This window comes from Variovorax sp. 10N412 (genome assembly GCF_056394985.1).
The window spans coordinates 308,849-334,405 of the sequence record NZ_JBFTIO010000001.1 but is presented as its reverse complement, the minus strand read 5'-3'; the positions used below and the strand labels follow the sequence as shown (position 1 = coordinate 334,405).

Here is a 25,557-nt window from a genome sequence, read left to right as displayed (position 1 = left end):
ATGAGCTTCAAGACACGCATCGCGGCGTTCATCGACCGCAAGCTCATCGAGTTCGGGCGCCCGTTCGCGGTCTTCCGCTCGGTGAACCCTGCCAACCCCCTGGATGCGAGCCTCGGCTCGACCCTGGCCTACCCGTACCGCAACCCCAAGGGCCACGGCGACGCCGACTGGTTCCTCATGGTCGGCGAGCAGCTCGCGCAGGTGGGCGATTACCTGGTCAACGGCGACGAGGTCTACATCTACGCGCTGGCGCCATTCCTGCTGCCCGGCCAAGCCATCCGCTGCAATCGCAAGGTCGCGCTGCTGGGGCAACCGGCGCCGGCGAGCGCGGTGGGTGCGCAACCGTACGGCGGCGTCTGCATCGCTGACTCGGTAGCCGTGCTCGGCGCCGTGGATGCCGCCGGCGTGCTGGTCACAGGCTGGCCCTGTTCGATCCTGATCGGCGGGCGTACGGAGAAGGGCGGCTCGCTGCCCATGAGCACCAAGGATGCAGGCTGGCAGGTCATGCTGCCGCGGGCGTTGCCGGTGCAGCTCAGCGCCAACAGCATCTTCCTGGACGATCTGGGCCGGCGCTACATCATCGAAGCTGCCGAGCTGAGCGAGCTGGGGTGGCGGTGCAACGTGAAAGAGGTTCACCCCTGATGGCCGACATGACCGACGTCGCCGACGCGCTGGTCGGCATCATCCTGGCTGCCGTGTATCCCTTGGGCACCGCACAGCCGCCGGTTGGTGGTGTCCCCGCCAAGATCTACCAGGGCTGGCCAGAGCCGCAGAAGCTGAAAGCCGACCTGGCAGCCAAGATCGCGAACGTGTCGGTGTTCCCGAGCGCGAACGTCAAGATCACCACGCGGCACTTTCCCGAATGGCAGCAGCTGGTCGCGCCGGCGCCGACGATCACCGCCACGGCAGCCGACACGACGGTGACGCTTGCCGGCGGGGTCACGCTGCCGCAGGCGGTCTGCCTGATCGTGGACGGCCAAGACTTCGCCTACGGCCTCCAGGCTGGCGACACGCTGGCCAGCATCGCCGCGACTCTCGCGGCACTCGTGAACGCCAGCCAGCCGGCCAGTGCCGCGGGCGCCGTGATCACGATCCCTGCCGCGCGGCGCATCGCCGCTCGCGTCGTGGCGAACGGCACCAGTGCAAAGGAGGTGGCGCGCGAGCAGCGTGTGTTCACCGTGAGCATCTGGGCCGACTGCTTCGACAACCGCGAGCCGCTTGCGAAGGTCATCACGCCGGCGCTGGCCAACCTCACGCGCCTGAACCTGCCGGACGGCACCGTCGCCACGTGCGAGTACGCGGGGAGTCAGCAGATCGACGCCGAGCAAATGCAGGGCGTGTTCCGCCGCGACGTCAGCGTCTCGATCGATTACGGAACGATCGTGACGCGCACAGACAACCAGGTGGGCATCGTGCAGACCAACCTTTCCGCGCTGGTGCTCGAAACCAACGTCCCCATCAAGACCATCAACCAATGAGGCCAGACCATGAAGCTTGTCGTCACCCAACCATTCGCTGACTTCAAGGTCGGCGACTCCATCACCGATGCGGAGGCCGTGAAGGCGACGCTCGAAAGCCACCCGGGCAGCGTCGTAAAGGCGCCCGACGACCCGACGCCGGAGCAGGCGCCGCCCCCCGAGCAGACCGCCGACACGCTGCGCCTCCCCACCTCGCGCCGTAGCTGATCCGCCCAGCACCAACCTTCAGGCCGCCTTCGGGCGGCTTTTCCATTTCTAGGAGCCCTCCATGACCGTTGTGCAACAAGGGGCGATCAACACCACCGCGCTGATCGTTCCCGACCTCTACGTCCAGATCGTCCCGCCGCAGACCTCGCTGCTGAACGGCGTCCCCACCAACGTGCTCGGCATCGTCGGCACCGCGCAATGGGGCCCGCTGAACTCGCCGGTGATCCTCGGCAGCATGGGCGACTACGCGCTGGCGTTTGGCGCCGTGCAGAACCGCAAGTACGACATGGGCACCATCGTGGCCACGGCCGTGCTGCAGGGCGCTCAGAACTTCCGCGGCGTTCGCGTCTCGGACGGCACGGACGTGGCGGCCACGGTCGCGATCCTGGCGACCTGCCTCACGCTCACCGGCAAGTACACCGGCACGCTGGGCAACAGCATCGTCGCCTCGGTGGGGCCGGGTAGCCAAGCCAACACGTCGCGCATCACCATCGGCATGCCGGGCCGCGCGCCCGAGGTGTTCGACAACATCGCCGGCACCGGCAACGCGCTGTGGGTGGCCATGGCCGCCGCGATCAACAACGGCCAGAACGCGCTGCGCCCGAAGTCAGACCTCGTCATCGCCTCGGCGGGCGTGGGCGTGACGGCGCCGGCTACAGCCAGCTATCCGCTGGCAGGCGGCACGGACGGCGCGGCGGTCGCGGCTCCGGCGCTGATCGGCCTCGACACCGGGAGCCGCACCGGCATGTACGCGCTGCGCGGCACCGGCGCATCCATCGGCGTGCTGGCCGACTGCGACACCTCGAGCACCTGGACAACTCAGGTCAGCTTCGGCCTGTCCGAGGGCGTCTACATGATCGGCGTCGGCCCGGCGGGCGACACCATCTCGAACGCCGCCACCGTCAAGGCCACGGCCGGCATCGACAGCTACGCCTTCAAGCTGCTGCACGGCGACTGGATCCTGTGGAACGACCCGGTGGCGCAACTCACGCGCCTCGTATCGCCCCAAGGCTTCGTGGCAGGCCTGCTGTCGAACCTGTCGCCCGAGCAGTCGTCGCTGAACAAGCAGATGTACGGCATCGTGGGCACGCAGCGCTCTGCAGCCAACCTGATCTACGGTGGTGCCGAGCTGCAGGTGCTGGGCCAGGCTGGTATCGACGTGATCACGAATCCCGTGCCGGGCGGCAATTACTTCGGCGCGCGCTTCGGCCACAACACGAGCACCAACCCGGTCATCCAGGGCGACAACTACACCCGGATGACCAACTACCTGGCCTACACCTTCAATGCGGGGATGGGCCGGTTCGTCGGTAAGTTGCAGTCCATCCAGCCGGACGACCCTGTTCGCCGGCAGGCGGGCACGACGCTGTCCACATTCCTTCAGAACATGAAGGACCTGACGCCGCAGCCCCAGGTCGACGAGTTCAGCGTCATCTGCGACCTGAGCAACAACTCGCCCAGCCGCATTGCCTTGGGCTACATGCAGGCCGACGTGAAGGTCCGCTACCTCGCGGTGGTGGAGAAGTTCCTGATCAACCTCGAGGGTGGGCAGTCCGTGCAGGTCGCCCGCCAGCAAACCACCGCCGCGGCGTAAAGGGAGCACAGCATGCCAATGAATGGACAAACGGTCGGCCGCGATGTGTCGATCGACCTCATGACGTCCCGAGGGCTGCTCGCGATCCCCGCGGGCGCCATCACCGACTTCGCCTCGCAGCCGACCACTTCCAGCACCAGCAGTAAGGGATTGAACGGCGTCACTCGGCATGCCGTCTTCCCCGACGGCTGGACGGGCGTGGTCTCGGTCGACCGCATGAGCAGCCAGCTGGACGACTACTGGGCGCAGCTGGAGGCCGACTTCTACAACGGGGTCAACATCCTGCCTGGCACCATCACCGAGACCATCCAGGAGCCGAATGGCGGGGTGAGCCAGTACCGCTACACGGGCGTGATGTTCGACTACAAGGACGCCGGCACCAAGACGGCGAATCAGCTGGTCAAGCTGAAGCTGAACTTCATGGCCGCGCGCCGGATCAAGGTGGCCTGATGAACGATCTCAAAGTCACCCTCCGCGATGGCGCGGCCGACGCGCCGTCGCAGCAGGTCACCCGCGACGCGAACTACCAGGTCATCGTCGATACCAGCGACGGCCGGAAGATCACGTTGCGCAAGCCTGGTGTGCTGGCGCAGTTCAAGATGATCGAGATGCTGGGCGGCGCGGCCGCAGCGAATCAGGTCTTCGTCAACATGGTGCTGCCGGTCACGTTCGTCGTGGCCATCGACGGCGATCCGGTCTCGCGCATCACGACCCGCGCCGAACTCGATGCCCTGATCCAGCGCCTGGACGAAGCGGGCGTCGAGGCGGTGATGGAAGCCGTGCCGGCCAACTTCGGCAAGCAGCAGGATCCGGAAGCTGCGAAGGCCGCGGTAAAAAACTAGCCACGGCCACGCCGTTTCGAGAGGCGTGCTGGCTCATCAAGCACGGCATCGACATGGACGTGGCCTTCCAGATGGACGACGTCACGCGCACGGCCATGAGCATCGTCTTCTCCGAGCAGGAGTGCGGCGAGCAGTTCGATTGGGACCGGATGGCGTTCCCCGAGAGGTCCTGACATGGAATTCCGCAGCTTCGGCGCGCTGGGCGCGCACTTCGCGCGGCTGGCCACCGCCGGTGAGGCGGTCACGCACCACATCGCCGAGCAGGCGGCCCAGATCGTCGAGCACGACGCGAAGGAGCGCATCGGCAGCTACCAGGACGCCACCGGGCCCTTCGGGGCCTGGGCGAACCTGGCGCCCAGTACGGTGGATGACCGCATCCGCAAAGGCTTCACCCCCGACGACCCTCTGCTGCGCACCGGTGGCCTGCGGAAGTCGTACGGCCACGTGACGGATGGCGCGGTCGCGGTGGTGGGCAGCTCTTCCTTGATCGCGCTCTACATGGAGCAGGGCACTTCGAAGATGCCACCGCGGGCGGTGGTGGGCCCGGCTGCAGTGGCGTCGAGCGAGGCCATTGGGCGGGTGGCGGCGACGACCCTGATCGCCTGGGTAAGCGGCGCCGGCTGGGTCAAACCCCGGATTCAGCTCCCGGGCCGAACGACGCCATGAGGCCGACGATGGCCCAGAAGACGAAGAACCAGAGCCAGCCGGCCTGGCGCCACGTGAGCATCTTGTAGCGCCACCACAGCGAAGGTTTCGGGTGGCGCTGCTTCAGCACCGCGCGGCGCACGTCCGGGTACTGCACCCAGCTGAACCGGTCAGCCAGCCACTCATGCACGCGAACTTTCATGCCGAGACGCATGGAAACCTCTGAAGTTAGGGCGAACGATGTTCGAAGCATATTCCGTCGGCATCACGCTCCGGCTCAACAACCTGGTGTCGCCGCAGCTGGCTCTGCTGGCGCGCGACATGGAGAAGCTGGAGGCGCTGTCGGTGGGCCTGAAGTCTACGCTTCGGACCATCGGAGCGGAATCCGCAGGCCTGCGCGCCATCGCTTCCGCCTCCAATGCCTCGGCCGTGGCCATGGATCGCGCCACGCGCAGTGCGTCGGCGCTCAACCAGCACATGGCAGCGCTGCGTGCGAACGCGGCCACGATGCCTCACCTGGGTGCCGCGGCCGCTGGAGCTGCTGGTGGTGGCGGGGGCGGTGGGGCCGCAGCAGCAGGTGCTGCAGCTGCGGCTGCAGGGGGTGGTCGGCGAGGCGGCCGCGGGGGTGGCGGCGCGGGCGGCGGCGGGGTCGGCGGCAACTGGAACAACACCGGGCTGCACGGCGGCAACGTCCACATGGGCCCTGGCGGCATTGGCGTGGGCTCGGTCGGCTTCGGTGTGGGCGGTGCCATCGTGCCGCTGGCGGCCACGGTGGGCACCGTCTACGTGGCGCATTCGCTTTACGAGGCTGCCAAGGAATACGAGACCGCATACACGCGCTTCAAGACGCTCAACCTGGGCGACGAGGTCAACCGCCAGGCCAACGCCTTCGCGCGCGGCTCGCACACGTTCGGCGTGTCCAGCAAGGACATGATCGAGACGGTGCGCGAGTCGGTCGGCATGTTCGGCAACATGAAGATGGCGACGCAGCTGTCGCCCATCATCGCGCAGCTCAACGCGGCCAACAGCGGCCTGTTCGGCGGCAAGATCGGGAAGATTGACGAGGGCACGGCGCGCTCGCTGATGCGCTTCAACGACATGCGCGGCCTGACGGACTCGCCGCAGGACTTCATGCGTGGCCTGAACCTGGCGCAACGCATGGTGACCGGCTCGGGTGGCGCGTTGAAGTTCCAGGATCTGGAGCAAATGGCGAAGCGCGGCGGCGCAGCCTTCAAGGGCATGAGCGACGACGGCGTCATGATGCTCGCCACGCTGGCACAGGAGCAGGGCGGTGCAACCACCGGTACCGCGCTGATGTCGCTGTACCAGAACCTGATCGCCGGCCGGACCACGAAGAAGACCATGGCTGCGCTGGAGGCAGCGGGCCTGGTGACGCTCGATCAAGTGAAATCGGGCACGGTGGGCGGGAAGAAGTCCACTTCGACGGTGATCTCCAGCATCGTCGACGAGAAGATGCTGCGCGAGAACCCGGGCCAATGGCTGATGACCTACGGCACGGCCGCTGCGAAGAAGGCCGGCGCGACGACCGACTCCGAGATCGTCTCCTTCATGAACAAGCTGGTGTCGAACCGCACGGGCTCGAACATGGCGGCCAACTTCACCACGCAGCAGGCACAGGCCATGCGCGACTTCAACCTGTCGAAGAACGCCATGGGCGCCGAGCAGACGGTGGGTGCGTGGAAGGGCACGCTGGGCGGCAAGGAAGCGGATTTCATGGCCGCATGGTCGGACTTCAAGACGGAATTCGGCACCAGCGCGCTGCCGGCGTTCTCGAACCTACTCACCAACGCCACGGGCGCGCTGCGCAACATCTCCAGCTTCATGGATTCGCCGGGCCTGAAGTCGTTTGCCGAAGCCTACAAAAACCCCGGCAACTTCTATCGAGGGCTGTTCGGCCTCGACAAGAAGGAAACCGGTGCGCCCGGCGCGCCCTCGGGCGGATTCGCCAGCAACGGCGGCGGCGCGGCCTTCGGCAATCCGAACATCCGTGGCGCTGCGCCGCAGATGGTTCAGGTCGAGAGCACCACGGTGCTTGACGGCAAGGTGCTCGCGCGCACGGTATCGAGCTACCAGGCCAAGGAACTGAGTCGGCCCAGCACTGGGCCGCGCACAGCCGACGGCCGCATGTCGCTGCGCGCATTCGACGTGTCTACAGGGGGTTGAACATGGACACTGTCCTGCGACTGGGCGACTTCGAGTTCTCAAACCTCGAGGTGCCGGAAAGCATCGCCCTGGGCGGCGACCAGCGCCTGGCCGTGCACAAGTCCCCTGGCGGCACGCGCACCGTGCAGGCCATGGGGGCCGATCACGAGCCGCTGCAGTGGAGCGGCCTGTTCCTGGGTGGCACGGCGCTGGAGCGCGCCAAGTATCTCGACTTCCTGCGCGTGCAGGGCGCGCCGCTGCCGGTGACGTTCTTCGACAGCACCTACACGGTCGTCATCAGCAAGTTCCGCTTCGTCGTCGAGCGCTACTACAAGGTCGGCTACAGCATCACGCTCGAGGTCGTCTCCGACGACAGCCAGCCGGTGCAGACCATCGCGCCGTCCGGTTTCGACACCGCCATCGACGCGGACAACGATTCGATGATGGGCCTGGGTGACCTGATCGGCGACGGGCCGCTTTCGAGCGCGCTGGGCGTGCTGGACACGGCCGTGCGCGGTGTGAGCAGCTTCGCGACGGCGACGAACACGGTTGTGCAGCAGGTGCAGGGCGCCATCGGCGCCGTCAGCGCACGCGTATCGACGCTCAGCGCCACGGTGATGAACACCATCAGCTCGGTGTCAGCGGTCGGTGGCGTCGTGCCCAATGTGCCGCTGGCGCAGACCATTGGCACCATGGCTGCGCAGGTGACAGCGACAGCACAGGCGCCGCTCCTGCAGAACCTGAGCAGCCTGGCCACGCGCATGTCGCGCAACGTCAGCATGGCTCAACAGGGCGCGTCGGCCCGGTCAATGCAGGTGGCCGGCGGCACGCTGTTCGATGTGGCCGCGCGCGAGTACGGCGATGCCACGCGCTGGATTGCCATCGCGCAGGCCTCAGGACTGACCGACGCGGTGATCACGGGCGTGAAGACGCTCCAGATTCCCGCCAACCCGATCGATTCAGGCGGAGTGCCCACGCAGTGAACAACCCGGAGCCGGTTTCGATTGCTACGAGGCCGCGTGGCGCGGTGTTCGCCAACGGCGAGCGCCTGCGAGGCGTCGTGGGCTTCGAGGTCGACAACAACACCTTCTACCAGGCGGACACCTTCCGCTTGACCCTCTGCCTCAGCGAGCAGCCGCCGAACCGCGACTGGGCATGGTGGGCCGATCAGAAGGAGGTGGAGATCGAGCTGCTGGCTGGCTACCCGGAAACGCCTGACGCGTTCTCGCGCGAGGATCTGGACTCGCTGCTGATCGGCAACGTCGACGACATCGAGTTCGACCCTATCGCAGACGAGATCGTGATGGCGGGCCGCGACCTGACCGCGCGCTTCATCGACACCAAGACGGTGGAGAAATACCAGAACCTGACGGCCTCGCAAGTGGCGGAAAAGCTGGCCAAGGAACACGGCATGACGGCGGTGGTCACGCAGACGTCCGAGACCGTCGGCACCTTCTATCAGATCGACCACGCGGCAACGCAGGACGACCGGCCGCAGTGGGACGTTCTGACCTATCTGGCGCAGGTGAGCGGCTTCGTGGTCTACGTGAAGGGACGCGAGCTGCACTTCGAGCCGAAGCCGGACCCGGCGAAGGTCGAGCCCTATGTGCTGCTTTGGCAGCCGCCACTCGATGACCAGTTCTCGCCGGTCTTCAACGGCACGCGGCTGACGTTCTCGCGCAACCTGACCGTCGCGCGCGACATCAAGGTGAGCGTGCGCAGCTACAACCAGAAGCAGAAGAAGGGCTTCACGGTGACGGCGGAGCGAAAGCGCATCAAGAACACGACCACAAGCAAGGTCGGCCGCTCCGGGCTGCCGCCGCAGCAGTACAGCTTCTTCTTCCCGAACATGACGCCCGACGAGGCGCAGAAGAAGGCGAACCAGCTGCTCAAGGACATCAGCGAGCACGAGGTGAACCTGAGCGCCGACGTGCCGGGAGACACCGAGCTCAACCAGGGGACGGTCCTGAAGGTGGAGGGCACCGGTACGGCCTTCGATCAGCTCTACTTTCCGGCTTCCGTGGTGCACAGCTTCGACTTCAACGCCGGGTACAGGACGCTCTTCCGCGCGAAGAACTCCAGCCCAGAAAGCACGGTACAGGCATGAGAGAACTCGAGCAGGCAATGTCGGTCGCGGCCCAGCGCGCGGGCGATGCCAAGCAGGACACGCGGTGCGGGCTGATCGACTCGTACGACGAGAACACCTACAGCGTGAAAGTCCGCCTGCAGCCCGCGAACGTTCTCACCGGTTGGATTCCCATCGCGAGTTGCTATGTTGGCGACGGGTGGGGCCTGCAGGTCGGCCCGAACATCGGCGACGCGGTGGTGCTGCAGGCGCAGGAAGGCGGTGGCGACGCGGCCATCGTGGTGGGATCGATGTTCAACGACGTCGACCGCGCGATGCCGGTGCCGTCGGGCGAGATGTGGATTCGGCACAAGTCGGGCAGCTTTTTGAAGTTCAAGAACAACGGCGACGTCGAGCTCAACACGGACCACGACCTGATCGCCACGGTGGGTAACGACCTGTCGGCTACGGTGTCGGGCAAGGCCACGATGAGCGTGGCAGGCACTGCAGACCTGACCGTCGGCGGCACGTTGACCAGCACCGCACCTCAGTGGAACCACACCGGGCCGGTGTTCATCAATGGCACATTGGATGTGAAGCAGGTGATACGCGGCACTGGCGGCTTCATCGTCTCCAACCTCTTCGGAACGCCAGGTGCGCCCGCTGCTTCCTTCACCGGGAACATGACGGCGACCAGCGGCTCGTTCGTTGGCACAGGGTGGGATTTCGTGGCGGACGCGATCTCGCTCAAGTCGCACAAGACATCGCTTGTGCAGAGCGGCAGCGGCACCTCTGGAGTTCCCGTTCCATGACCGACCTTTACCACTTCATGGGCGACGACTTGAGCGTCTCGCCCACCGGCGACGTGCTGCAGGTCGAAGGGCTCGACCAGACCAGCCAGCGGATCCTGCGCCGCCTCCTGACCAACCCGGGCGACTACATCTGGCACCCGGACTACGGCGCCGGGTTGGGCCGAAAGATCGGCACGCTGCTCGACATCCCAGCGCTCACCGGCCTGATCCGCTCGCAGATCTTCCTCGAGGCGGCCGTCGCGCGCACGCCGGCGCCGGTCATCACGGTGCAGGGCATCGCGAACGGCCTCTCGGTGCGCATCCAGTACTACGACGGCTCGACGGGAAAGCTCGCGACGCTCGCCTTCGACGTGAACCGCTGAACGGGAAACCATGGCACTCAACACCAAGACCTTCGCCACCATCGTCAGCGACCAGGTCACCGCGATCCAGGCGGCCTCGGCGCGCCTGATCGACACCACCATCGGCTCGATCGTTCGTGCAGTCGCGGAGGCCAACGCCGCGGTTGTTTTGTGGCTGCAGGGCCTGATCGTCGCGCTGCTGGCGACCACACGCGCCTCCACGTCGACCGGTACCGACCTCGACACGTGGATGGCCGACTACGGGGTCACTCGGCTGCCGGCCGTGGCCGCCACCGGCAACGTGACCTTCTCGCGCTTCACGTCGACGAATGCCGCGCAGATCCCGGTGGGCGCGCGCGTGCAGACGGGCGACGGCACGCAGGTATTCGCGGTGGTCGAAGACACCACGAACCCAGCCTACGCCGGCGGCGTGTACACCCTGGCCGCAGGCGTCAGCAGCCTGGCGGTGAAGGTGCAAGCGGTGACGGCGGGCGCGGGGAACAACGTAGTCATCGGCGCCATCAACACGCTGGCCACCGCCATTTCGGGGATCGACGCGGTGACCAATGCCGCAGCCTTCACGAATGGCGCGAATGCTGAGACCGATCCGGCGCTGCGGCTGCGCTTCGTCTCGTTCGTGGCCAGCCTCTCGAAGGCGACGAAAGAGGCGGTCGGCTATGCGATCACGAGCCTGCAGACTGGTCTGACCTACACGCTGGTCGAGAACCAGCAGTACAACGGGACCACCGACTACGGCTACTTCTATGTCGTGGTCGACGATGGCACCGGCACGCCAGGCAGCACGCTGTTGAACACCGTCGCGAACGCCATCGACCGCGTGCGGCCGGTGACGTCGCGCTTCGCAGTCTTCGCGCCTATCGTGGTGAACGCCGCGGCATCCATGACCGCAACGATTGCCGCGGGGTATGACCCGGTGGCCACCAAGCTGCTGGTCAAGACTGCCGTGACGAACTACATCAACGGCCTGGGCCTCGGGCAGCCGCTCGCATGGTCCCGCCTGCTGCAGGTCGCCTACGACGCATCGCCCGGCGTGACGAACATCACCGGCCTCACCATCAACGGTGGCACAGCGGACATCGCTGCGACGCCGAAGCAGGTGGTGAAGGCCACCACTGTGAGCGTGCTCTGATGGCTACAGGCGACCTCAACGACTTCCGCTCGCGGATCAAGGCGACGCTGCCGCGCTGGTTTGCGGACATGCCGCCCATCCTCGACGCGCTGCTGTCCGGCCTGGCCGCAGGGTGGGCGTTCATCTACACGCTGTACCTCTACGCGCAGCTGCAGACGCGCATCAAGACGGCAACTGAAGGCTGGCTCGACCTGATCGCCGGCGACTTCTTCGGCACGCGGATCGCGCGCAGACCGAATCAGTCGGATGTCAGCTTTCGCTCGCTGATCATCGCCAACCTGTTCCGCGAGCGCGCCACGCGCGCGGCGCTGATTCAGGTGCTGACGGATCTGACCGGCCGCGCGCCAATCGTGATTGAACCGCAGCAGCCCGGCGACTGCGGAGCCTACGGCGTCCCGACCAGCGGCTACGGCGTGGCCGGCTACTACGGATCGCTGCTGCTGCCGTCGCAAGCATTCTTGATCGCGTTCCGGCCGGCCAGCAGCGGCATCCCGAACATCGCGGGCTACGGCAACGCGCCTGCAGCGTACGGCGTGCCGTCTCGGGGTGGCATGTACGCGAGCCTCGCGATGATCCAGGGCCAGGTCACCGACGCCGACATCTACGCCGCCATCGACAGCGTGAAGCCCGTCGGCACCGTCATCTGGACCACGATCAAGAGCTGATCGCCCATCTTTCACCACCAGGCCCGCAGACACCCGTCTTGCGGGCCTTTTTCATGGAGCCAATATGGATCGCCAAATCATCTATCCGGGTCAGGTGCCCATCGAGACCGACCTGCTGCTGACGAACAAGAACACGATGACCGCCATCGCAAAGCTCTGTGCTGCGGTGCTGGGCGTGGCCTCCTGCGTCAGCGGGTTCGCTACATCACAGACGGTCGTCCCGTCGCTCGGCGTGCTGGTGGCCGCGGGCGATGTCTACAGCCTGCAGAACATCGACGGCACCGCCTACAGCTCGCTGGCAGCCGACACCACGCACAGCATCGTGAAGCAGGGCATTTCACTCGACCCGGTCACGCTGCCCATCACGCCGCCAGCGACCGCAGGCTTCTCGATCAACTACCTGATCCAGGTGGGCTACCAAGACAGCGACACCGGCTCGACGGTGCTGCCGTACTACAACGCGAGCAATCCGGCCATCGCGTACTCGGGCCCCGCGAACAGCGGTGCGGCTCAGCCAACCAAGCGCGCCGGCATCGTGTCCATTCAGGCGAAGGCCGGCACCGCGGCCACGACTGGCACGCAGACCACGCCTGCTCCGGACGCGGGCTACACCGGGCTGTACGTCGTGACCGTCGCGAATGGCGCGTCCACTGTCGTGAACGGCAACATCGCCGCCCTGGCGACCGCGCCATTCATCAACAGCACGCTCCATGGCCTGACGCCTGCGTTCACAACGCCCGTGACCGTGGGCGTCGGCACTGCTGCCACACACGCTGCGCAGCTTTCTCAAGTGGCCGGCGTCGTCGGCAGCACGCGCAACCTGCGCGCGGGCATCGCGGCAGCCGCTGCAAGTGCTACTTTCACGGCCGATGAGGTGATCGTCGAAAGTACGCTGGGAGGCGCTCGCTACTGCTTGCCGAGCTTCAATAAGACGCTCAACGTCGGCACGACTGGCGCGGGCGGCATGGACACGGGCGCGGCGCCTGCTTCGGGCTGGCTGGCTGTATATGCGATCTACAACCCAACCACCGGCGTGTCGAACGTCCTGGGCGTCAATGCAACGGCAGCGGCGGCGCCCGAGATCTATGCCGGCGCCTTCATGCCTGCCGGCTTTACCGCAGGGGCCCTGATCAGCGTATTGCCGACCACAGCGGGCAGCCTGCTCGCCGTCTTCCGGCAGACCGATCGCTCGGTCGAATACTTCGCCAATGCGTACAGCGGAGCGGGCAGCGGGACGTTCACCTCGCTGTCGCTCGCTGGGTGCGTGCCGAAGAATGCGCTCTCCTGGAAGACCAACCTGGTAGCGAACCCGGCTGCCACTGGGCCCATTTCGCTGGCTGTATGCCCTACCGCCGCCGGCTCGGGAACCCCTGGCTATAGAACCTTCCAGGGTTACGGCGCCGCATCAGTGCCGGTTGGTTCAAGCCTTCCCGACACTCCGATCATCACTTCGCAAACGACGTTCTTTGCGGTCGGCGGGGCTGGCTCGTACACCGTCAACAGCTACGGCTACTCGTTCTAAGGAAAAACATGCAAGTCTTCGTTCAATTTGCAGACGACACCGAAGAGGTCGTCATCGCCTCTTTCTCGTGTGCGCAGGATCCGGCGGACTATCCCCACCAAGGGGTCGTCGATGCTGGCGACCCACGCTACGTGGCTTTCGAGTCCACCCTTCCCAAAACGGCCTTCTGACCACGATGCACCAACCCGCTTCGGCGGGTTTTCTTTTGCCTGAAAGGTCCCCCATGAATGTCAAGCATTTGACGCCGGAGCTGCTGCGCGGGATGCGCTCCACTTCGATTCCGACCGCCGAGCAGCAAGACCACCTCGAGGTGCGGCTGCTCGCTATGTACGTGACCGTGGCCTTCATCAATGACCTGGTGGGGCCGATCACCTACATCTACCAGCTGTCGCCATCGCTGCTCTACAAAGTGGCCAGCCTGTCTCATGGGTCCTGGGCTGTAGGCGCAATGTTCTGCGTGGCCTTGGTGCTGGCGCTGCCACACGCGTTCGCGCTGGTGTTCTTCCCCCGCACGCTGGCGAACCGATGGCCGCGCAAGTCCGCCACGCTGGCCGCGGTGATCGTCACGGTGACTTGGTGTTATCTCGCGATCCTTTCGCTCCCCATGGACGCCGGTCCGCTCTTTTGGCTGTACATGCGCCAGGCCGTCGAGTCGGTGGGCTTGGCCTTCCTGTACGCGATCTCTCTCAATGCGCAGCTGCTGCGCGCCCTTGCCAAGGTGATGCACCCATGAAGCACAAGATTGCAGTTCACGTCCTGATGTTCATGTGGCTGTGCGTCATGACGCGCGTCGCGTTCGCGGCGACCTTCGCGCAGGAAGCGCGGCTGTTCGACTATGAGTCGCTGCTGACGGCGGCCGTCGGCGGCCTGTGCGGCGGTGCCTTCAAAACCATCTTCTCGCTGGCCAACGACAACCGTGCGGTGTTCCTTGTCCTGAAGGAGTCCCGCAAGGACCTGGTCACGGCGTTCCTGGCTGGCGGCTTCGTCTACGTCCTGATGATCATGGTCGAGTCCAAGTGGCCCGGCATGGTGACGCGCGAGATCCGGTTCGGCGGCGTGCTGATCGCCGGCTGGGCGGGAACCGCCTTCTTCACGTGGATCAAGCGTCTGGCACGCGCCAAGCTCGATGCGAAGGAGCAGGAGTTCCGCGCCGGCGCTCCGTCCAGCGACCCGCCCACCTCGGCCGCCGTGCCGCTCGGAGAAAAGTGATGGATGCACAAACCCTCGCGCGCTGCACTGGTGCGCAGCTCAGCCGCGCCCAGCTATTTGCCGACTTGCTGTCGGCCGGCATGGCCTTCTACAACATCACCACGCCGCTCCGTCAGGCGATGTTCCTGCCCAACGTTGGCCACGAGTCGGGCCGGCTGGTCTACACGACGGAGCTCTGGGGGCCGACTCCGGCGCAGAAGGGCTACGAAGGCCGAAAGGACCTGGGCAACACCCAACCCGGGGACGGCTCGCGGTTCAGAGGCCATGGCCTGATCCAGACCACTGGCCGGGCCAACCACGCGGCCGCGCGCGATCGCCTGCGAGCCAGGTTCCCGGACGTGCCGGACTTCGTGGCCGAGCCGGAAAAGCTGGCCGAGCCGCAGTGGGCCGCGCTGTCGGCCTGCGACTACTGGGACATGCGCAAGCTCAACACCTGGGCTGACGCCGGCAGCTTCGACAACGTGTGCGACATCATCAATCGCGGTAAGGCGACGCCAGTGGTTGGCGACTCGAACGGTTGGGCTGAAAGGTTGTCGCTGTACAAGGGCGCCCGCGCGGCGCTGGGGCTGCCAAATGTTGCTGCCTGACCTGAAGACCCCGCTGCTCTGGGTGCTCGGCCTGGGGTTGGCTGCAGCGCTGGCCACGGCCGGCATCGAGCGCACGCGCGGCGCCAGCGCGCGCACCGATGCTGCCAAGGCGCGGCAGGAACTCGCCGAGTTCCGCGGCACGATGGCCGAGTCCGGCCGGTTGGCCGAGCGCGCCCAACGCACCCAAGAACAGACCTGGCGTACCCGCGTCGATGGAGTGATTCAAGATGGACAAAAAACAATCGGCGTGTACCGCGCTGCTGCTGATCGTGCTGGCGCTGCTGAGCGCAAGCTGCGCGACGAAGTCACCGCCTATCGTGCCGCCATCCGTGCAGCCAGCGCAGCGACCGGCGCTGCCTCAGGAGGGACGGCAGCCACCGACCCCCTCGATCTGCTTGCCGACCTGTTCGGACGGGCTGACGCGCGAGCGGGAGATCTGGCGCGCATCGCTGACGAACGTGGCTCCGCCGGCACCATCTGTGAGAGACACGCCGACGCAGTGACGAACCCGTAGTTCGAACCTATCCGCCAAGCTCATGCCCCCAGCGTTCGCGCTGGGGGTTTTCTGTCGTCTGGGCCCTCTGCAGGGCACGCACAATACGGACATGAAAGCCGCCCCCGACACCCGACTGCACTTCCTCGACGGCCTGCGCGGCTGGGGGTCGCTGGTGGTGCTGCTGGCACATGTTTTCGGCGAAGCGTTCCCGATCAACGACCGCGTCACGGAGATTCTGCCGACGCTGGGCCTGCTGAATGCTGGCTTGGCCGTCTGGATGTTCTTCCTCGTCTCGGGGTTCTCGCTGGCCATCGGGTTTTGCCGCACAGGCAACACTGACACGTTGGTGAAGGTCGCTCTCGGACGCTACGTGCGGCTGGCCGTACCGATCTTTTGCGCGGCAGCGATTCTCTATCTGCTCTTCGCTCTCGGTCTCGTGCCGGCTGTCGATCAGCGGCTGCCCATCTTTCAGAACTTTCTTCCCGTGGCCCCGACGCTTTGGGACGTAATCCGGTTCTCGTTCTTCGACACCTTCTTCGCGTACAAGCCGGCGACCACACTCATCGGACCGCTGTGGACGATGCCGTTCGAACTGTGGGGGTCTTGCCTGGTGCTGGGCGCGCTGTTCGTCGTCGGGCGACTCGAGCAGCGCTTCTGGGTGTACGCCGCCATGGGCATCGTTGCCTTCTTCATCAACCCGATTTTCTCGGCGTTCATCGTAGGGATGCTGTTGGCGGAATTGCACTCCAGCGACTTTTGGAAGCGGAGCGCCGTGCGCATGTCGACACCAGCATTCCTGCTGTTCCTTCCCGCCTTCTTCGGCGCGACGCAGCTGCCAAAGGCAGGTCCTCACCCCGAGTGGGCTTATCTGGCCGTGGCTTCGCTGCTGACCATCTCGTGCGTGTTCAGTCGGCCCCTGTCATCTTTTCTGTCTGGAGGGCTCAGCCGCTTCCTCGGCAAGATCTCGTTCCCGCTGTATCTGATTCACGGCCCGCTGTTCCTCGCCTACGGGAACCACGCCTACCGCTGGATTGATGCGCCCACGGACACTCAAAAGGTGCTGCTCAACCTTTCGACCGCTGTCGTCTGCATTGCAGCTGCCACCGTGCTCGCTCCTATCGATCGCTGGGGCATCGCAGCAGCGCAACGTTTCAGTGGCTACCTCATGGGGTCACGCGGGGCGCCAAACCAGACCGAGATCAAGGCACGCACGACCGCGCGGTGAATAGATACTTCGCGGCCGGTTCCCCTCTGTAGCGAGGCTCAAAGTGGGCGGTTTGCGAATAGATACTGGCGTCAGGACTTGAGCAGCCCGGCCAGCACCTGCAGCGCTTCCTCGGCGTTCGCGGCGAACAGCGCGGCCGTGGCCAGGTTCGGGCCTACGGCGACGGTGCCATAGGCTACGACTGGCAGGCCCAGCGCGGCAGCCACGCCCACCTCGAAGACCGTGCCCGAGTCGGGCTCAGCGCCGCGGAACGGCGCAAGGTTCGCCACCACACCCTGAGCAGACCGCAGCATCGCCATGTTCTTGGCGTAGATGTCGAGCGCGGTGGTGGTGCTGTCGAACGTCTCGTCGAATGGCGAGAGCGCTTCCAGGCCCAGCCTGTCGCACACGGCCGCGAGGAGGGCGAAGTACTGGGCGGCGTCCGGGCGGAACACGTCCGGGCCGGCGAGGTAGACGCGGGGGCAAGCGGCCATGGTGACGGGATGCGGCGTTACTGCTGTTGAAGCGTGACTTCCGAGCCGTCGAGAGCCACCATCACGCCTGGCGTGCTGTCTGAGACCTCGATGGGCACGCCCATGTGCTCGGCGACGTTCGCCTTCGGGCCGCCGATGCCGGCACGGCGCGCATCCACGTAGCCGCTGTGCTGTTCGGGCGTGAGGATGAATTTCTTCGGATAGGCGTTGTCGTTCGCCTTCCAATGCGCGATGACAGCCTTGGTCATCGGAAGAAACAGGTTGACCATCGTGTCAGCTCCGAGCCTGCTCGCGCCGGATCTCGACCGGTCCGATGCCGTCGTAGATCACTTCGTTGGTCTTCAGGGTGGTCACAGTCCAGCGCTCGCCGGGCGTCACCTTGTAGTCACCTGGGGCGTGCGGCAATTCGCGTTCTTCATGCACATCTGGCCCGAGCCACGACGGCGCGCGCAAGATGGTGATCTGGTCGTTGAAAAAATCAGGTTGGCTCATGGGGTGGATTGTCGGTGTCCTCGCCCTTTCTCCCGATGCGGGAGATCAGCCATCGGTGGTGCGCTTCCATTTCCGGGGTCGTGACGCTCGATGCGCGCTGATACGCAGAATCACCCGTGTTGCCGGTGGTCTGGCTGCGCACCTCGCGTGTCGAGAGGATCGGCGTAGCGAGAGGGTGATGCTCGGCCGCGTAGGCGATCGTCATCCTGTGGCGTGACTGGTAGGGCTTCTTGCTCCACGCGCTGGGCGGCATCATGAAGTAGTAGTGCGCGGTGTCTGGCTCGTTCATTCTGTATAAATATACAGTTGTTTTGAGCGCAGAATCCGCCGATGTGCAACCGATACATCTCCCCAGAGACAGCGGAGGCCGAGCGCTTCTGGCGCATCGACGAGCGGCGCAGCCGACGCAACCTGCTGCAGGGCCCGCTGACGGTCTTCCCGCGGTCACAGGCGCCATTTATCCGCCGCGCGAAGGATGAGACCGGCTACGAGCGCGAGCTGGTCATCGGGCAGTGGGGCTTGATCCCCTGGTTCGCCAAAGAGCCGAAGCTCAAGTTCCCGACGAACAACGCGCGAAGCGAGGAGCTCGAGCAGAAGGCCAGCTACAAAGACCCCTGGAAGCGTGGTCAGCGCTGCATCATCCCGGCCGCCAGCTTCGATGAGCCGAACTGGGAGAGCGGGAAGAACCAGTGGTGGCAGTTCCGCCGCGCCGATGGCGCACCGTGGGGCTTGGCTGGGCTGTGGGCCACCTGGACCGACAAGGCGACAGGCGAGGTGCACGAGAGCTACACGATGCTCACGCTGAACGCCGATGAGCACCCGCTGATGAACCGGATGCACAAGCCCGACCCGAAGCTGCCGGCCGACAAGCAGGACAAGCGGAGCGTGATCCCCATCGAGTTCGGCGATGTCGACCTGTGGCTGGCCGGAACGGTGGAAGAGGCGAAGACGCTGTTGAAGCTGGCGCCGGTCGAGGAGTTCGACGCGGGGCCGATCACGGCGTAGGTTTTGGCGTAGGTTTCAGTGAAACGGCGGCCTTTTCACTGGAGGGTGAGCTTCTACCATTGAACTACACCCGCATTGTCCTGCTCGTCGTGTGCGACGAGTGGCCGTCTGTCGGCCACATGCCTGCGAACGACGACAGCGGGGGAGTATAGAGCGGTGCGAGCGCCGAAGACCCCGTGCAGTGCCTTTTCGTGTCGACACCGCAACCGGCACACGGCCTACACCTGCCTGGTGGGCGGTTCCAGCTCCGCGCGCAGCGCGTTGCGCTGGTCGAGCACATTGGCCAGGTTCTCGTGGAAGAGATCCACATTCGGCATCCTGAAACCGAGCCAGCCCAGGCCCGGGTGGCGCAGGTTCAGGATCAGGCCGCCATCGGGCTGCATCGACCATTGCCACGCAGGTCCATCGACCTGTGGCGCGTTTTTGATGACCACTGGCAGCGTGTCCGGGAAGGCTGGCTCCATCGTCTTTCGGGTCTCCGCCAGAACGCGGATCAGCCGGTCGAAGGCCTCCGCGGGCTGCAGGGCGCCAGTGGTGGACCAACTGGCAAAGTCGGTGTCGTTTTCGTGGGTCATCTCTACATTCATGAGCTTCATGCCCAGTTCCTTTCAAGAGCGTTCTGCTCGGTCGGCGGAACGATTCTGCGCGCCGCTCCCGGGGCGGTGCCGCGTGTTCAGCAATGCCCGTCGTCTTCCGGCAGTTGATACATCCCGATGCTCGTCTTGCGCCCGGACTGCCTTGTCGACAGGTCCAGCCACGCGAGGCCGACCTCGATGCGCACGCTCGGCGATCCGGCGTTGGCCTGGGCGGCGTCCACCACGACGGTGAAACCGTGTTCGCGCAATTGCTCGATGGCCGCCGCATTCGGCGCGGCGTCGCGAAAGACGACGCGGTTTGCCAGCCGGTGCGCGTGGAAGAACGCCTCATAGCCAACGACCGGAAGGGTCTTGGCGACGTCGTTCCATTTCAAAATCAGCCGTGCGCTCTCGGGCCACGGCTGGACCGCCAGCGTCTTGAGCGCTGCAACGACCCGCTCGATCTCTCTTGCGCCTGACATCTCCGCCTCGTTTGGTTTTTGGGATGGTAGCTCGCAGCGATGGCGAGTACGACACCTGTCCGCAGACTTATGACATTCCAGCAATCATTGTTAATACTTGTGATTTAGTTCCTGGGGCTGGGACGCCTCGGAAACTATGCTGGCCTCATCATGCGAGCGCCTTCCTGTCTCCTCGAACTCCCCGATGGCTGGTCGGCGAACTTCGAGATCATGCGAACGGTCCATGGCTCGTATGCGGGCGTCGCCAAGCTCAGTCTTGGGGGCGTTCAGAAATGCGCGCTGGTGATCACGCAGCAGCTGACGTGGGACGGTGCCTTCGAGCGCACGTGCGTTCGTGCCGCCCACTTCGTCAAGGAATGGATCGCCAGCCCACGCGAGTGACCGGCACGCCGCGGCGATGTGACATCTGGGAACGTTCTTCACCGAAGCGATGTGAGCGGCGGCGCAGGTCGGGGCGTTGTCATTCCATCGGGGTCCTTCCCGCACTTCTGGAGACGACGTGTCCTTTCATCGAAACACTCTCAAAATTGCCGTGGCGGGCGTGATAGTCGCCGGTGCGCTTTCCGTGGCCACCGCCGCCAACGCAGGCACGAGCTGGTCCATTGGCGTCAACGTTCCCGGCCTCGTGGTGAGCGAGCCGGCGCCGGTGTACTACGAACCGGCGCCTGTCTATTCCCCGCCGGCGCCCGTCTATTACCAGCCGCCGCCGGTGCGCTACCGGCCGCCCGCAGTGTATGAGCCGGCGCCCGTCTATTACGAACACGCCCCTCGATGGGACCGCGAGGAGCATCGTGAATGGCGCCGCCGGGAGTGGGAGCGGCGCGAGCACTATCGCCGCTACCAGGAGGGCCGCGACTGAGCGGACCGTCACGGTCCCTTGGCAGTCCACGGGCAAAAAAATACCCGCCGGAGCGGGTTCGAGGAGCCCATGTGGGCGCTCTAAGAGAAACAGAGAGCTCTTCTTTTGTGCGGCCCTGTTGCGTGACAGCATCTGCATGTTCGACGAGTACCCGGGGCCCGTCTGTCGGTTAGAAACAGTCAGTGGCCGTAGGACACGCCTAGAAACGTGAACTATTTGGCAGTTCTTACGGGCCCGTGTTCGGCACGGATTCCCTGAGGCCCAATTCGCAATCTGGAAGTGTCGGCCCTGTCCGACAAGGTTCTGCTTCCTGAAGCCCTAGATTTTGCGGACTCGCCTGGATGTGCGAGTTCTCTGTGTGTGACAGCACTCAAGAGGTTCACAACCCAGCCCGGCGCTGGGTTTTTTTTGGACGCGTCACTTGAGCAACTCGAACTGGAACGCCGTCGTTTGCGGCTTGCTCAACAGCGGGGCGGTCAGCCCGGTCGCGTGTTCCCACGCCTCCCGCCACGCACGTGCGTGGGCTTTCTGTGTTTCGGTCAAGGCATCGGTGCCGGACTCGAGCTGACTGGTCCACGCCCGGTAGCACCTGATCACCCGGGACGGTGCGCCGATGTGCTCCTCGAGCAGTCTCAAGAAAGTGAATCGCACCTCCATCAGGTCGCGAATGGAGAGGTCGGAACCGTCCAGTCGTATGGTGTAGGGTTGCTCGCGCTTGGCTGTGTTTTCGAACATCGGACTTGCGTGCAAGAAGGCTGCGAGCCAACTTGCCAGGAGCGCAGTGCCGCTCTTCCGAAGGTCTCAAGCCTCGCCTCTAGAAAGGGGTGAGCGACAGATACTAGCGAGGCCTTCGTTGCCAAAATCGGGACGGCTGTCCCGGTTTGTCACTTCTTCAGCCCGGGTTTGTGAATCTGCGGCGTACGTTGTATGCGTTGCCCGCCCCCTCCCGTGCGGGCAGGTCAGCGCAGAAACACGTGCTGCATGAACTGCCGGATCGGGTACTGGATGACCGTTTGCACCCTTGCAGGCAGTTCCAGCGGCCGCATCAGCATCTTGAGCGTGGTGCCGGCGCTCAGGTTCGTGCGGATGGTGCTGTTCATGCGCGCGCTCAATGCCTGCACATAGGCCGTGTCGCTGGCGCGTTCGGGCGAGCGCGCCTGCACCACGTGCCGGATGGCGCAGTCCGCGTCCTCGCTCTTGAGTTCGAGCGTGCGCCGGCCGATGGTGCCGAAGACGCGAAACCGGCTCAGCCGTTCCTGCTCGCGGTAGCGGCGGAAGAAGCGATAGAAGTGCTTGTAGTGATTGACCTCGTCGGTCGCGATGCGCGTCGCCAGGTCTTGCAGCACCGGCTCGTCGGTACTGCGCGCCATGGCGCGGTAGTAGGTGGCGGTGCCCGTCTCGACCACGCAGCGCGCGGTCATCTCAAGGGCGCGGGTGGGGCCGAGCAGCTCGACCTTGCAGTAGGTCGCGTACTCCTTCAGGAAGCCCTGGTACGCGGTGTCCCATTCGAACTCGGGCCACACGTGGCGCACGTAGGCGCGCAGGGCCTTGCCGTGCTGCAGCTCTTCGAGTTCCCAGTGGTTCGACAGCCAGTCGGTCACCTCGTCGTCGCCGCGGAAGAAATCGACCAGGTTCTGGGTATAGAGGTCGGAGCCGCTCTCTATGAAGGAGGCGGAGGTCACCAGGTAGAAGAGGTTCTCGTCCGGGCGGACCTTGTCGAGCGCAATGCGCGAAAAATCGAGGTCTTCGATCTGCCAGTGTTGTTCCGCCTCTTGGCTTGCCATGCGAGCTCCTTGATTCTTTGTGTCCGTACAAGTACGGATGGCGCAGACCGCTTTTGGTTCTCGTTTTTTGCGCCGGGTCACATATTAGCCGCGCCGCCCCGAACCCGGAGTTTGCCCCCGGCGGGCGCGGGCGTCATGGCCAAACCTATAATCGTTTGTTCAAGCAAATCAAGCAGTTAGGCCGGTTCGCCGCAGTGGGTTCGACACAGGGTCGCCATCGCCGGGCCGCCCTCGACAGAAGACGAATCCAAAGATGAGCCAGCCCACATTCACGGTCGCGGACATCCGCAAGACCTTTCTCGATTTCTTCGCTTCCAAGGGCCACACCGTCGTGGCCTCGAGCTCGCTGGTGCCGGGCAACGACCCGACGCTCATGTTCACGAACTCGGGCATGGTCCAGTTCAAGGACGTGTTCCTCGGCGAAGACAAGCGCAACTACGTGCGTGCCGCCTCGGTCCAGGCCTGCCTGCGCGCGGGGGGCAAGCACAACGACCTCGAGAACGTGGGCTACACGGCGCGCCACCACACCTTCTTCGAGATGCTGGGCAACTGGAGCTTCGGCGACTACTTCAAGCGCGAATCGCTCACCTGGGCGTACGAGCTGCTGACCCAGGTCTACAAGCTGCCGGCCGACAAGCTCTGGGCCACCGTCTACATCGAGGACGACGAGGCCTACGACATCTGGACCAAGGACATCGGCCTGCCGCCCGAGCGCGTGGTGCGCATCGGCGACAACAAGGGCGGACGCTACATGTCCGACAACTTCTGGATGATGGCCGACACCGGCCCGTGCGGCCCGTGCTCCGAGATCTTCTTCGACCACGGCCCCGAGATCCCCGGCGGCCCGCCCGGCAGCCCCGACGAAGACGGCGACCGCTACATCGAGATCTGGAACAACGTGTTCATGCAGTTCGACATGCAGCCCGACGGCTCGGTCAAGAAGCTGCCCGCACCCTGCGTGGACACCGGCATGGGCCTCGAGCGCCTGGCCGCGATCCTGCAGCACGTGCATAGCAACTATGAAATCGACATCTTCGATGCGCTCATCAAGGCCGCGGCGCGCGAGACCGGCGAGAAAGACCTGTCGAACAATTCGCTGCGCGTGATTGCCGACCACATCCGCGCCACCTCGTTCCTGGTGGCCGACGGCGTGATCCCCTCGAACGAAGGCCGCGGCTACGTGCAGCGCCGCATCGTTCGCCGCGCCATCCGCCATGGCTACAAGCTGGGCCAGAAGAAACCCTTCTTCCACAAGCTGGTGCCCGACCTCGTGAAGCTGATGGGCGACGCGTACCCGAAGCTGGTGGCCGATGAAAAGCGCATCACCGACACCCTGAAGGCCGAGGAAGAGCGCTTCTTCGAAACGCTGGCCAACGGCATGGAGATCCTCGATGCGGCGCTGGCCGGCGACGCGAAGACGCTGCCGGGCGACGTGGCCTTCAAGCTGCACGACACCTACGGCTTTCCGCTCGACCTGTCGGCCGACGTGTGCCGCGAGCGCGGCGTGAGCGTGGACGAGGCCGGCTTCAACGCCGCCATGGAAAAGCAGAAGGCCGCGGGCCGTGCGGCCGGCAAGTTCAAGATGGACCGCAACGTCGAATACGCCGGCGCGGGCAACACTTTCACCGGCTACGAGCACCTCGAGGAAAACGCCAAGGTCGTGGCGCTGTACGTCGACGGCGCGGCCGTGCAGGAGCTGAAAGAAGGCCAGCCCGGCATCGTCGTGCTGGACACCACGCCGTTCTATTCCGAGAGCGGCGGCCAGGTCGGCGACCAGGGCGTGCTCGTTGCCGAAGGCGTGCAGTTCGGCGTGGACGACACGCAGAAGATCAAGGCCGACGTGTTCGGCCACCACGGCACGCAGACGCAGGGCACGCTGAAGGTGGGCGACGCGGTCAAGGCCGCGGTCGACATCGAGCGCCGCAACGCCACCATGCGCAACCACTCGGTCACCCACCTGATGCACAAGGCCCTGCGCGAAGTGCTGGGCGACCACGTGCAGCAGAAGGGCTCGCTGGTCGATGCCGACAAGACGCGCTTCGACTTCGCGCACAACGCCGCCGTCTCGCACGCGCAGATCCTCGAGATCGAGAAGCGCGTGAACGCCGAAGTGCTGGCCAACGCGCCGACCCAGGCCCGCGTGATGGACATGGAGTCGGCCCAGAAGACCGGCGCCATGATGCTGTTCGGCGAAAAGTACGGCGAGAGCGTGCGCGTGCTGGACATCGGCTCCAGCCGCGAACTGTGCGGCGGCACCCACGTGAGCCGCACCGGCGACATCGGCCTCTTCAAGATCGTGAGCGAAGGCGGCGTGGCCGCCGGCGTGCGTCGCATCGAGGCCGTCACGGGCGCCAATGCGCTGTCGTACCTGCAGGACCTCGAATCGACCGTGCACAGCGTGGCCGCCACGCTGCGCACGCCGGCCGCGGAACTGCAAGGCCGCCTCACGCAGGTGCTGGACCAGGTGAAGGCGCTCGAGCGCGAAGTGGGTGCGCTCAAGGGCAAGCTCGCGTCGTCCAAGGGTGACGAACTGGTGTCGCAGGCGGTGGACGTCAAGGGCCTGAAGTTGCTGGTCGCCAAGCTCGACGGCGCCGACGCCAAGACGCTGCGCGACACCATGGACAAGCTCAAGGACAAGCTGAAGACGGCCGTCATCGTGCTGGCCGCCGCCGACGGCGACAAGGTGCAGATCGCGGCCGGCGTCACCGCCGACAGCACGGGCAAGGTCAAGGCCGGCGAGTTGGTCAACTTCGTGGCCCAGCAGGTCGGCGGCAAGGGCGGCGGCAAGGCCGACATGGCCATGGCCGGCGGCACCCACGCGGCAGGCCTGGCGGCCGCGCTCCAGTCGGTGCAGGCCTGGGTCGAAGAGCGCGCCTGACGCCACAC

General features: G+C 65.4%; 34 protein-coding genes. 25 read left to right on the top strand and 9 right to left on the bottom strand.

Annotated features, from left to right (window positions below; translation table 11 throughout):
* The 7 genes from AC1DJH_RS01615 (at position 1) to AC1DJH_RS01585 (ending at position 4,787) form a co-directional block, all read left to right on the top strand.
* Positions 1–642: a hypothetical protein gene (locus tag AC1DJH_RS01615; protein WP_478184479.1), complete on the top strand. Its 642-nt coding sequence runs from the start codon at positions 1–3 to the stop codon at positions 640–642.
* Positions 642–1,478 (top strand): hypothetical protein, encoded by an 837-nt coding sequence (locus AC1DJH_RS01610; RefSeq protein ID WP_478184478.1) that lies wholly within the window; start codon positions 642–644, stop codon positions 1,476–1,478. The genes AC1DJH_RS01615 and AC1DJH_RS01610 overlap by 1 nt, the downstream gene beginning before the upstream one ends.
* A gap of 9 nt (positions 1,479–1,487) precedes the next feature.
* Positions 1,488–1,685 carry a hypothetical protein gene (locus AC1DJH_RS01605; protein WP_478184477.1) on the top strand — a complete coding sequence of 66 codons (198 nt, stop codon included), beginning with the start codon at positions 1,488–1,490 and terminating at the stop codon, positions 1,683–1,685.
* A 61-nt stretch (positions 1,686–1,746) separates the two neighbouring features.
* Entirely contained in the window at positions 1,747–3,279 is a 1,533-nt protein-coding gene (locus AC1DJH_RS01600; protein WP_478184476.1) for a phage tail protein, read from the top strand.
* 12 nt (positions 3,280–3,291) lie between these two features.
* On the top strand, positions 3,292–3,729 hold the full coding sequence (locus AC1DJH_RS01595; RefSeq protein ID WP_478184475.1) for a hypothetical protein: 438 nt from the start codon (positions 3,292–3,294) through the stop codon (positions 3,727–3,729).
* Entirely contained in the window at positions 3,729–4,121 is a 393-nt protein-coding gene (locus AC1DJH_RS01590) for a hypothetical protein (protein WP_478184474.1), read from the top strand. The genes AC1DJH_RS01595 and AC1DJH_RS01590 overlap by 1 nt, the downstream gene beginning before the upstream one ends.
* Before the next feature lie 174 nt (positions 4,122–4,295).
* Complete coding sequence (locus AC1DJH_RS01585) at positions 4,296–4,787, top strand: hypothetical protein (RefSeq protein ID WP_478184473.1); 492 nt, start codon at positions 4,296–4,298, stop codon at positions 4,785–4,787.
* On the opposite strand, the gene AC1DJH_RS01580 is transcribed toward AC1DJH_RS01585, so the two are convergent.
* Positions 4,747–4,980: a hypothetical protein gene (locus AC1DJH_RS01580; RefSeq protein WP_478184472.1), complete on the bottom strand. Its 234-nt coding sequence runs from the start codon at positions 4,978–4,980 to the stop codon at positions 4,747–4,749. The genes AC1DJH_RS01585 and AC1DJH_RS01580 overlap by 41 nt on opposite strands.
* Positions 4,981–5,006: 26 nt before the next feature.
* Between AC1DJH_RS01580 and AC1DJH_RS01575 the strand changes: the two genes are divergently transcribed.
* The 14 genes from AC1DJH_RS01575 (at position 5,007) to AC1DJH_RS01510 (ending at position 17,001) form a co-directional block, all read left to right on the top strand.
* Entirely contained in the window at positions 5,007–6,950 is a 1,944-nt protein-coding gene (locus AC1DJH_RS01575) for a hypothetical protein (RefSeq protein WP_478184471.1), read from the top strand.
* Positions 6,951–6,952: 2 nt separating this feature from the next.
* Entirely contained in the window at positions 6,953–7,912 is a 960-nt protein-coding gene (locus AC1DJH_RS01570) for a hypothetical protein (protein WP_478184470.1), read from the top strand.
* 44 nt (positions 7,913–7,956) lie between these two features.
* A complete protein-coding gene (locus AC1DJH_RS01565) occupies positions 7,957–9,036 on the top strand; it encodes a phage late control D family protein (RefSeq protein WP_478184469.1) in 1,080 nt (359 codons plus the stop codon).
* The gene (locus AC1DJH_RS01560) at positions 9,033–9,806 is read left to right on the top strand and encodes a phage baseplate assembly protein V (protein WP_478184468.1); all 774 of its coding nucleotides are present in this window, start codon (positions 9,033–9,035) and stop codon (positions 9,804–9,806) included. Before AC1DJH_RS01565 ends, AC1DJH_RS01560 begins: the two co-directional genes overlap by 4 nt.
* Positions 9,803–10,168, top strand: coding sequence for a phage tail protein (locus AC1DJH_RS01555; RefSeq protein WP_478184467.1), 366 nt, complete (start codon positions 9,803–9,805; stop codon positions 10,166–10,168). The genes AC1DJH_RS01560 and AC1DJH_RS01555 overlap by 4 nt, the downstream gene beginning before the upstream one ends.
* A gap of 10 nt (positions 10,169–10,178) precedes the next feature.
* Complete coding sequence (locus AC1DJH_RS01550) at positions 10,179–11,297, top strand: baseplate J/gp47 family protein (RefSeq protein ID WP_478184466.1); 1,119 nt, start codon at positions 10,179–10,181, stop codon at positions 11,295–11,297.
* Positions 11,297–11,962, top strand: coding sequence for a hypothetical protein (locus AC1DJH_RS01545; RefSeq protein ID WP_478184465.1), 666 nt, complete (start codon positions 11,297–11,299; stop codon positions 11,960–11,962). Before AC1DJH_RS01550 ends, AC1DJH_RS01545 begins: the two co-directional genes overlap by 1 nt.
* A 64-nt stretch (positions 11,963–12,026) precedes the next feature.
* Positions 12,027–13,484 carry a hypothetical protein gene (locus tag AC1DJH_RS01540; protein WP_478184464.1) on the top strand — a complete coding sequence of 486 codons (1,458 nt, stop codon included), beginning with the start codon at positions 12,027–12,029 and terminating at the stop codon, positions 13,482–13,484.
* A gap of 8 nt (positions 13,485–13,492) precedes the next feature.
* A complete protein-coding gene (locus tag AC1DJH_RS01535; protein WP_478184463.1) occupies positions 13,493–13,654 on the top strand; it encodes a hypothetical protein in 162 nt (53 codons plus the stop codon).
* Between the two features lie 53 nt (positions 13,655–13,707).
* Entirely contained in the window at positions 13,708–14,217 is a 510-nt protein-coding gene (locus tag AC1DJH_RS01530; protein WP_478184462.1) for a hypothetical protein, read from the top strand.
* A complete protein-coding gene (locus AC1DJH_RS01525; protein ID WP_478184461.1) occupies positions 14,214–14,693 on the top strand; it encodes a hypothetical protein in 480 nt (159 codons plus the stop codon). The genes AC1DJH_RS01530 and AC1DJH_RS01525 overlap by 4 nt, the downstream gene beginning before the upstream one ends.
* Positions 14,693–15,280 carry a glycoside hydrolase family 19 protein gene (locus AC1DJH_RS01520; protein ID WP_478184460.1) on the top strand — a complete coding sequence of 196 codons (588 nt, stop codon included), beginning with the start codon at positions 14,693–14,695 and terminating at the stop codon, positions 15,278–15,280. The genes AC1DJH_RS01525 and AC1DJH_RS01520 overlap by 1 nt, the downstream gene beginning before the upstream one ends.
* A complete protein-coding gene (locus AC1DJH_RS01515; protein ID WP_478184459.1) occupies positions 15,267–15,794 on the top strand; it encodes a DUF2514 family protein in 528 nt (175 codons plus the stop codon). Before AC1DJH_RS01520 ends, AC1DJH_RS01515 begins: the two co-directional genes overlap by 14 nt.
* Positions 15,795–15,885: 91 nt before the next feature.
* Positions 15,886–17,001 (top strand): acyltransferase family protein, encoded by a 1,116-nt coding sequence (locus tag AC1DJH_RS01510; protein WP_478184458.1) that lies wholly within the window; start codon positions 15,886–15,888, stop codon positions 16,999–17,001.
* A 71-nt stretch (positions 17,002–17,072) separates the two neighbouring features.
* Here the strand turns inward: AC1DJH_RS01510 and AC1DJH_RS01505 are convergent, their stop codons facing one another.
* From AC1DJH_RS01505 to AC1DJH_RS01490, 4 genes are read right to left on the bottom strand one after another with little or no spacing between them, the layout of a single operon-like run.
* Positions 17,073–17,474: a nucleoside 2-deoxyribosyltransferase gene (locus tag AC1DJH_RS01505; RefSeq protein WP_478184457.1), complete on the bottom strand. Its 402-nt coding sequence runs from the start codon at positions 17,472–17,474 to the stop codon at positions 17,073–17,075.
* 17 nt (positions 17,475–17,491) lie between these two features.
* On the bottom strand, positions 17,492–17,722 hold the full coding sequence (locus tag AC1DJH_RS01500) for a hypothetical protein (RefSeq protein ID WP_478184456.1): 231 nt from the start codon (positions 17,720–17,722) through the stop codon (positions 17,492–17,494).
* A 25-nt stretch (positions 17,723–17,747) separates the two neighbouring features.
* A complete protein-coding gene (locus AC1DJH_RS01495) occupies positions 17,748–17,966 on the bottom strand; it encodes a hypothetical protein (protein ID WP_478184455.1) in 219 nt (72 codons plus the stop codon).
* A complete protein-coding gene (locus AC1DJH_RS01490; RefSeq protein WP_478184454.1) occupies positions 17,953–18,255 on the bottom strand; it encodes a hypothetical protein in 303 nt (100 codons plus the stop codon). Before AC1DJH_RS01490 ends, AC1DJH_RS01495 begins: the two co-directional genes overlap by 14 nt.
* A gap of 41 nt (positions 18,256–18,296) precedes the next feature.
* Between AC1DJH_RS01490 and AC1DJH_RS01485 the strand changes: the two genes are divergently transcribed.
* Positions 18,297–18,971 carry an SOS response-associated peptidase gene (locus tag AC1DJH_RS01485; protein WP_478184453.1) on the top strand — a complete coding sequence of 225 codons (675 nt, stop codon included), beginning with the start codon at positions 18,297–18,299 and terminating at the stop codon, positions 18,969–18,971.
* Between the two features lie 218 nt (positions 18,972–19,189).
* Here the strand turns inward: AC1DJH_RS01485 and AC1DJH_RS01480 are convergent, their stop codons facing one another.
* Both AC1DJH_RS01480 and AC1DJH_RS01475 read right to left on the bottom strand, forming a co-directional pair.
* Positions 19,190–19,567 (bottom strand): hypothetical protein, encoded by a 378-nt coding sequence (locus tag AC1DJH_RS01480; protein ID WP_478184452.1) that lies wholly within the window; start codon positions 19,565–19,567, stop codon positions 19,190–19,192.
* A gap of 77 nt (positions 19,568–19,644) precedes the next feature.
* The gene (locus AC1DJH_RS01475; RefSeq protein WP_478184451.1) at positions 19,645–20,028 is read right to left on the bottom strand and encodes a hypothetical protein; all 384 of its coding nucleotides are present in this window, start codon (positions 20,026–20,028) and stop codon (positions 19,645–19,647) included.
* A gap of 150 nt (positions 20,029–20,178) precedes the next feature.
* Here AC1DJH_RS01475 and AC1DJH_RS01470 point away from each other — a divergent pair, with 150 nt between their 5' ends.
* On the top strand, positions 20,179–20,409 hold the full coding sequence (locus tag AC1DJH_RS01470) for a hypothetical protein (protein WP_478184450.1): 231 nt from the start codon (positions 20,179–20,181) through the stop codon (positions 20,407–20,409).
* A 118-nt stretch (positions 20,410–20,527) separates the two neighbouring features.
* Entirely contained in the window at positions 20,528–20,887 is a 360-nt protein-coding gene (locus tag AC1DJH_RS01465; protein WP_478184449.1) for a hypothetical protein, read from the top strand.
* A 417-nt stretch (positions 20,888–21,304) separates the two neighbouring features.
* Here the strand turns inward: AC1DJH_RS01465 and AC1DJH_RS01460 are convergent, their stop codons facing one another.
* Both AC1DJH_RS01460 and AC1DJH_RS01455 read right to left on the bottom strand, forming a co-directional pair.
* A complete protein-coding gene (locus AC1DJH_RS01460; protein ID WP_472123318.1) occupies positions 21,305–21,622 on the bottom strand; it encodes a hypothetical protein in 318 nt (105 codons plus the stop codon).
* Between the two features lie 224 nt (positions 21,623–21,846).
* Complete coding sequence (locus tag AC1DJH_RS01455) at positions 21,847–22,671, bottom strand: ferritin-like domain-containing protein (RefSeq protein ID WP_472123320.1); 825 nt, start codon at positions 22,669–22,671, stop codon at positions 21,847–21,849.
* A 253-nt stretch (positions 22,672–22,924) separates the two neighbouring features.
* Between AC1DJH_RS01455 and alaS the strand changes: the two genes are divergently transcribed.
* On the top strand, positions 22,925–25,549 hold the full coding sequence (gene alaS / locus AC1DJH_RS01450) for an alanine--tRNA ligase (RefSeq protein WP_472123322.1): 2,625 nt from the start codon (positions 22,925–22,927) through the stop codon (positions 25,547–25,549).
* Positions 25,550–25,557 lie beyond the last annotated feature (8 nt).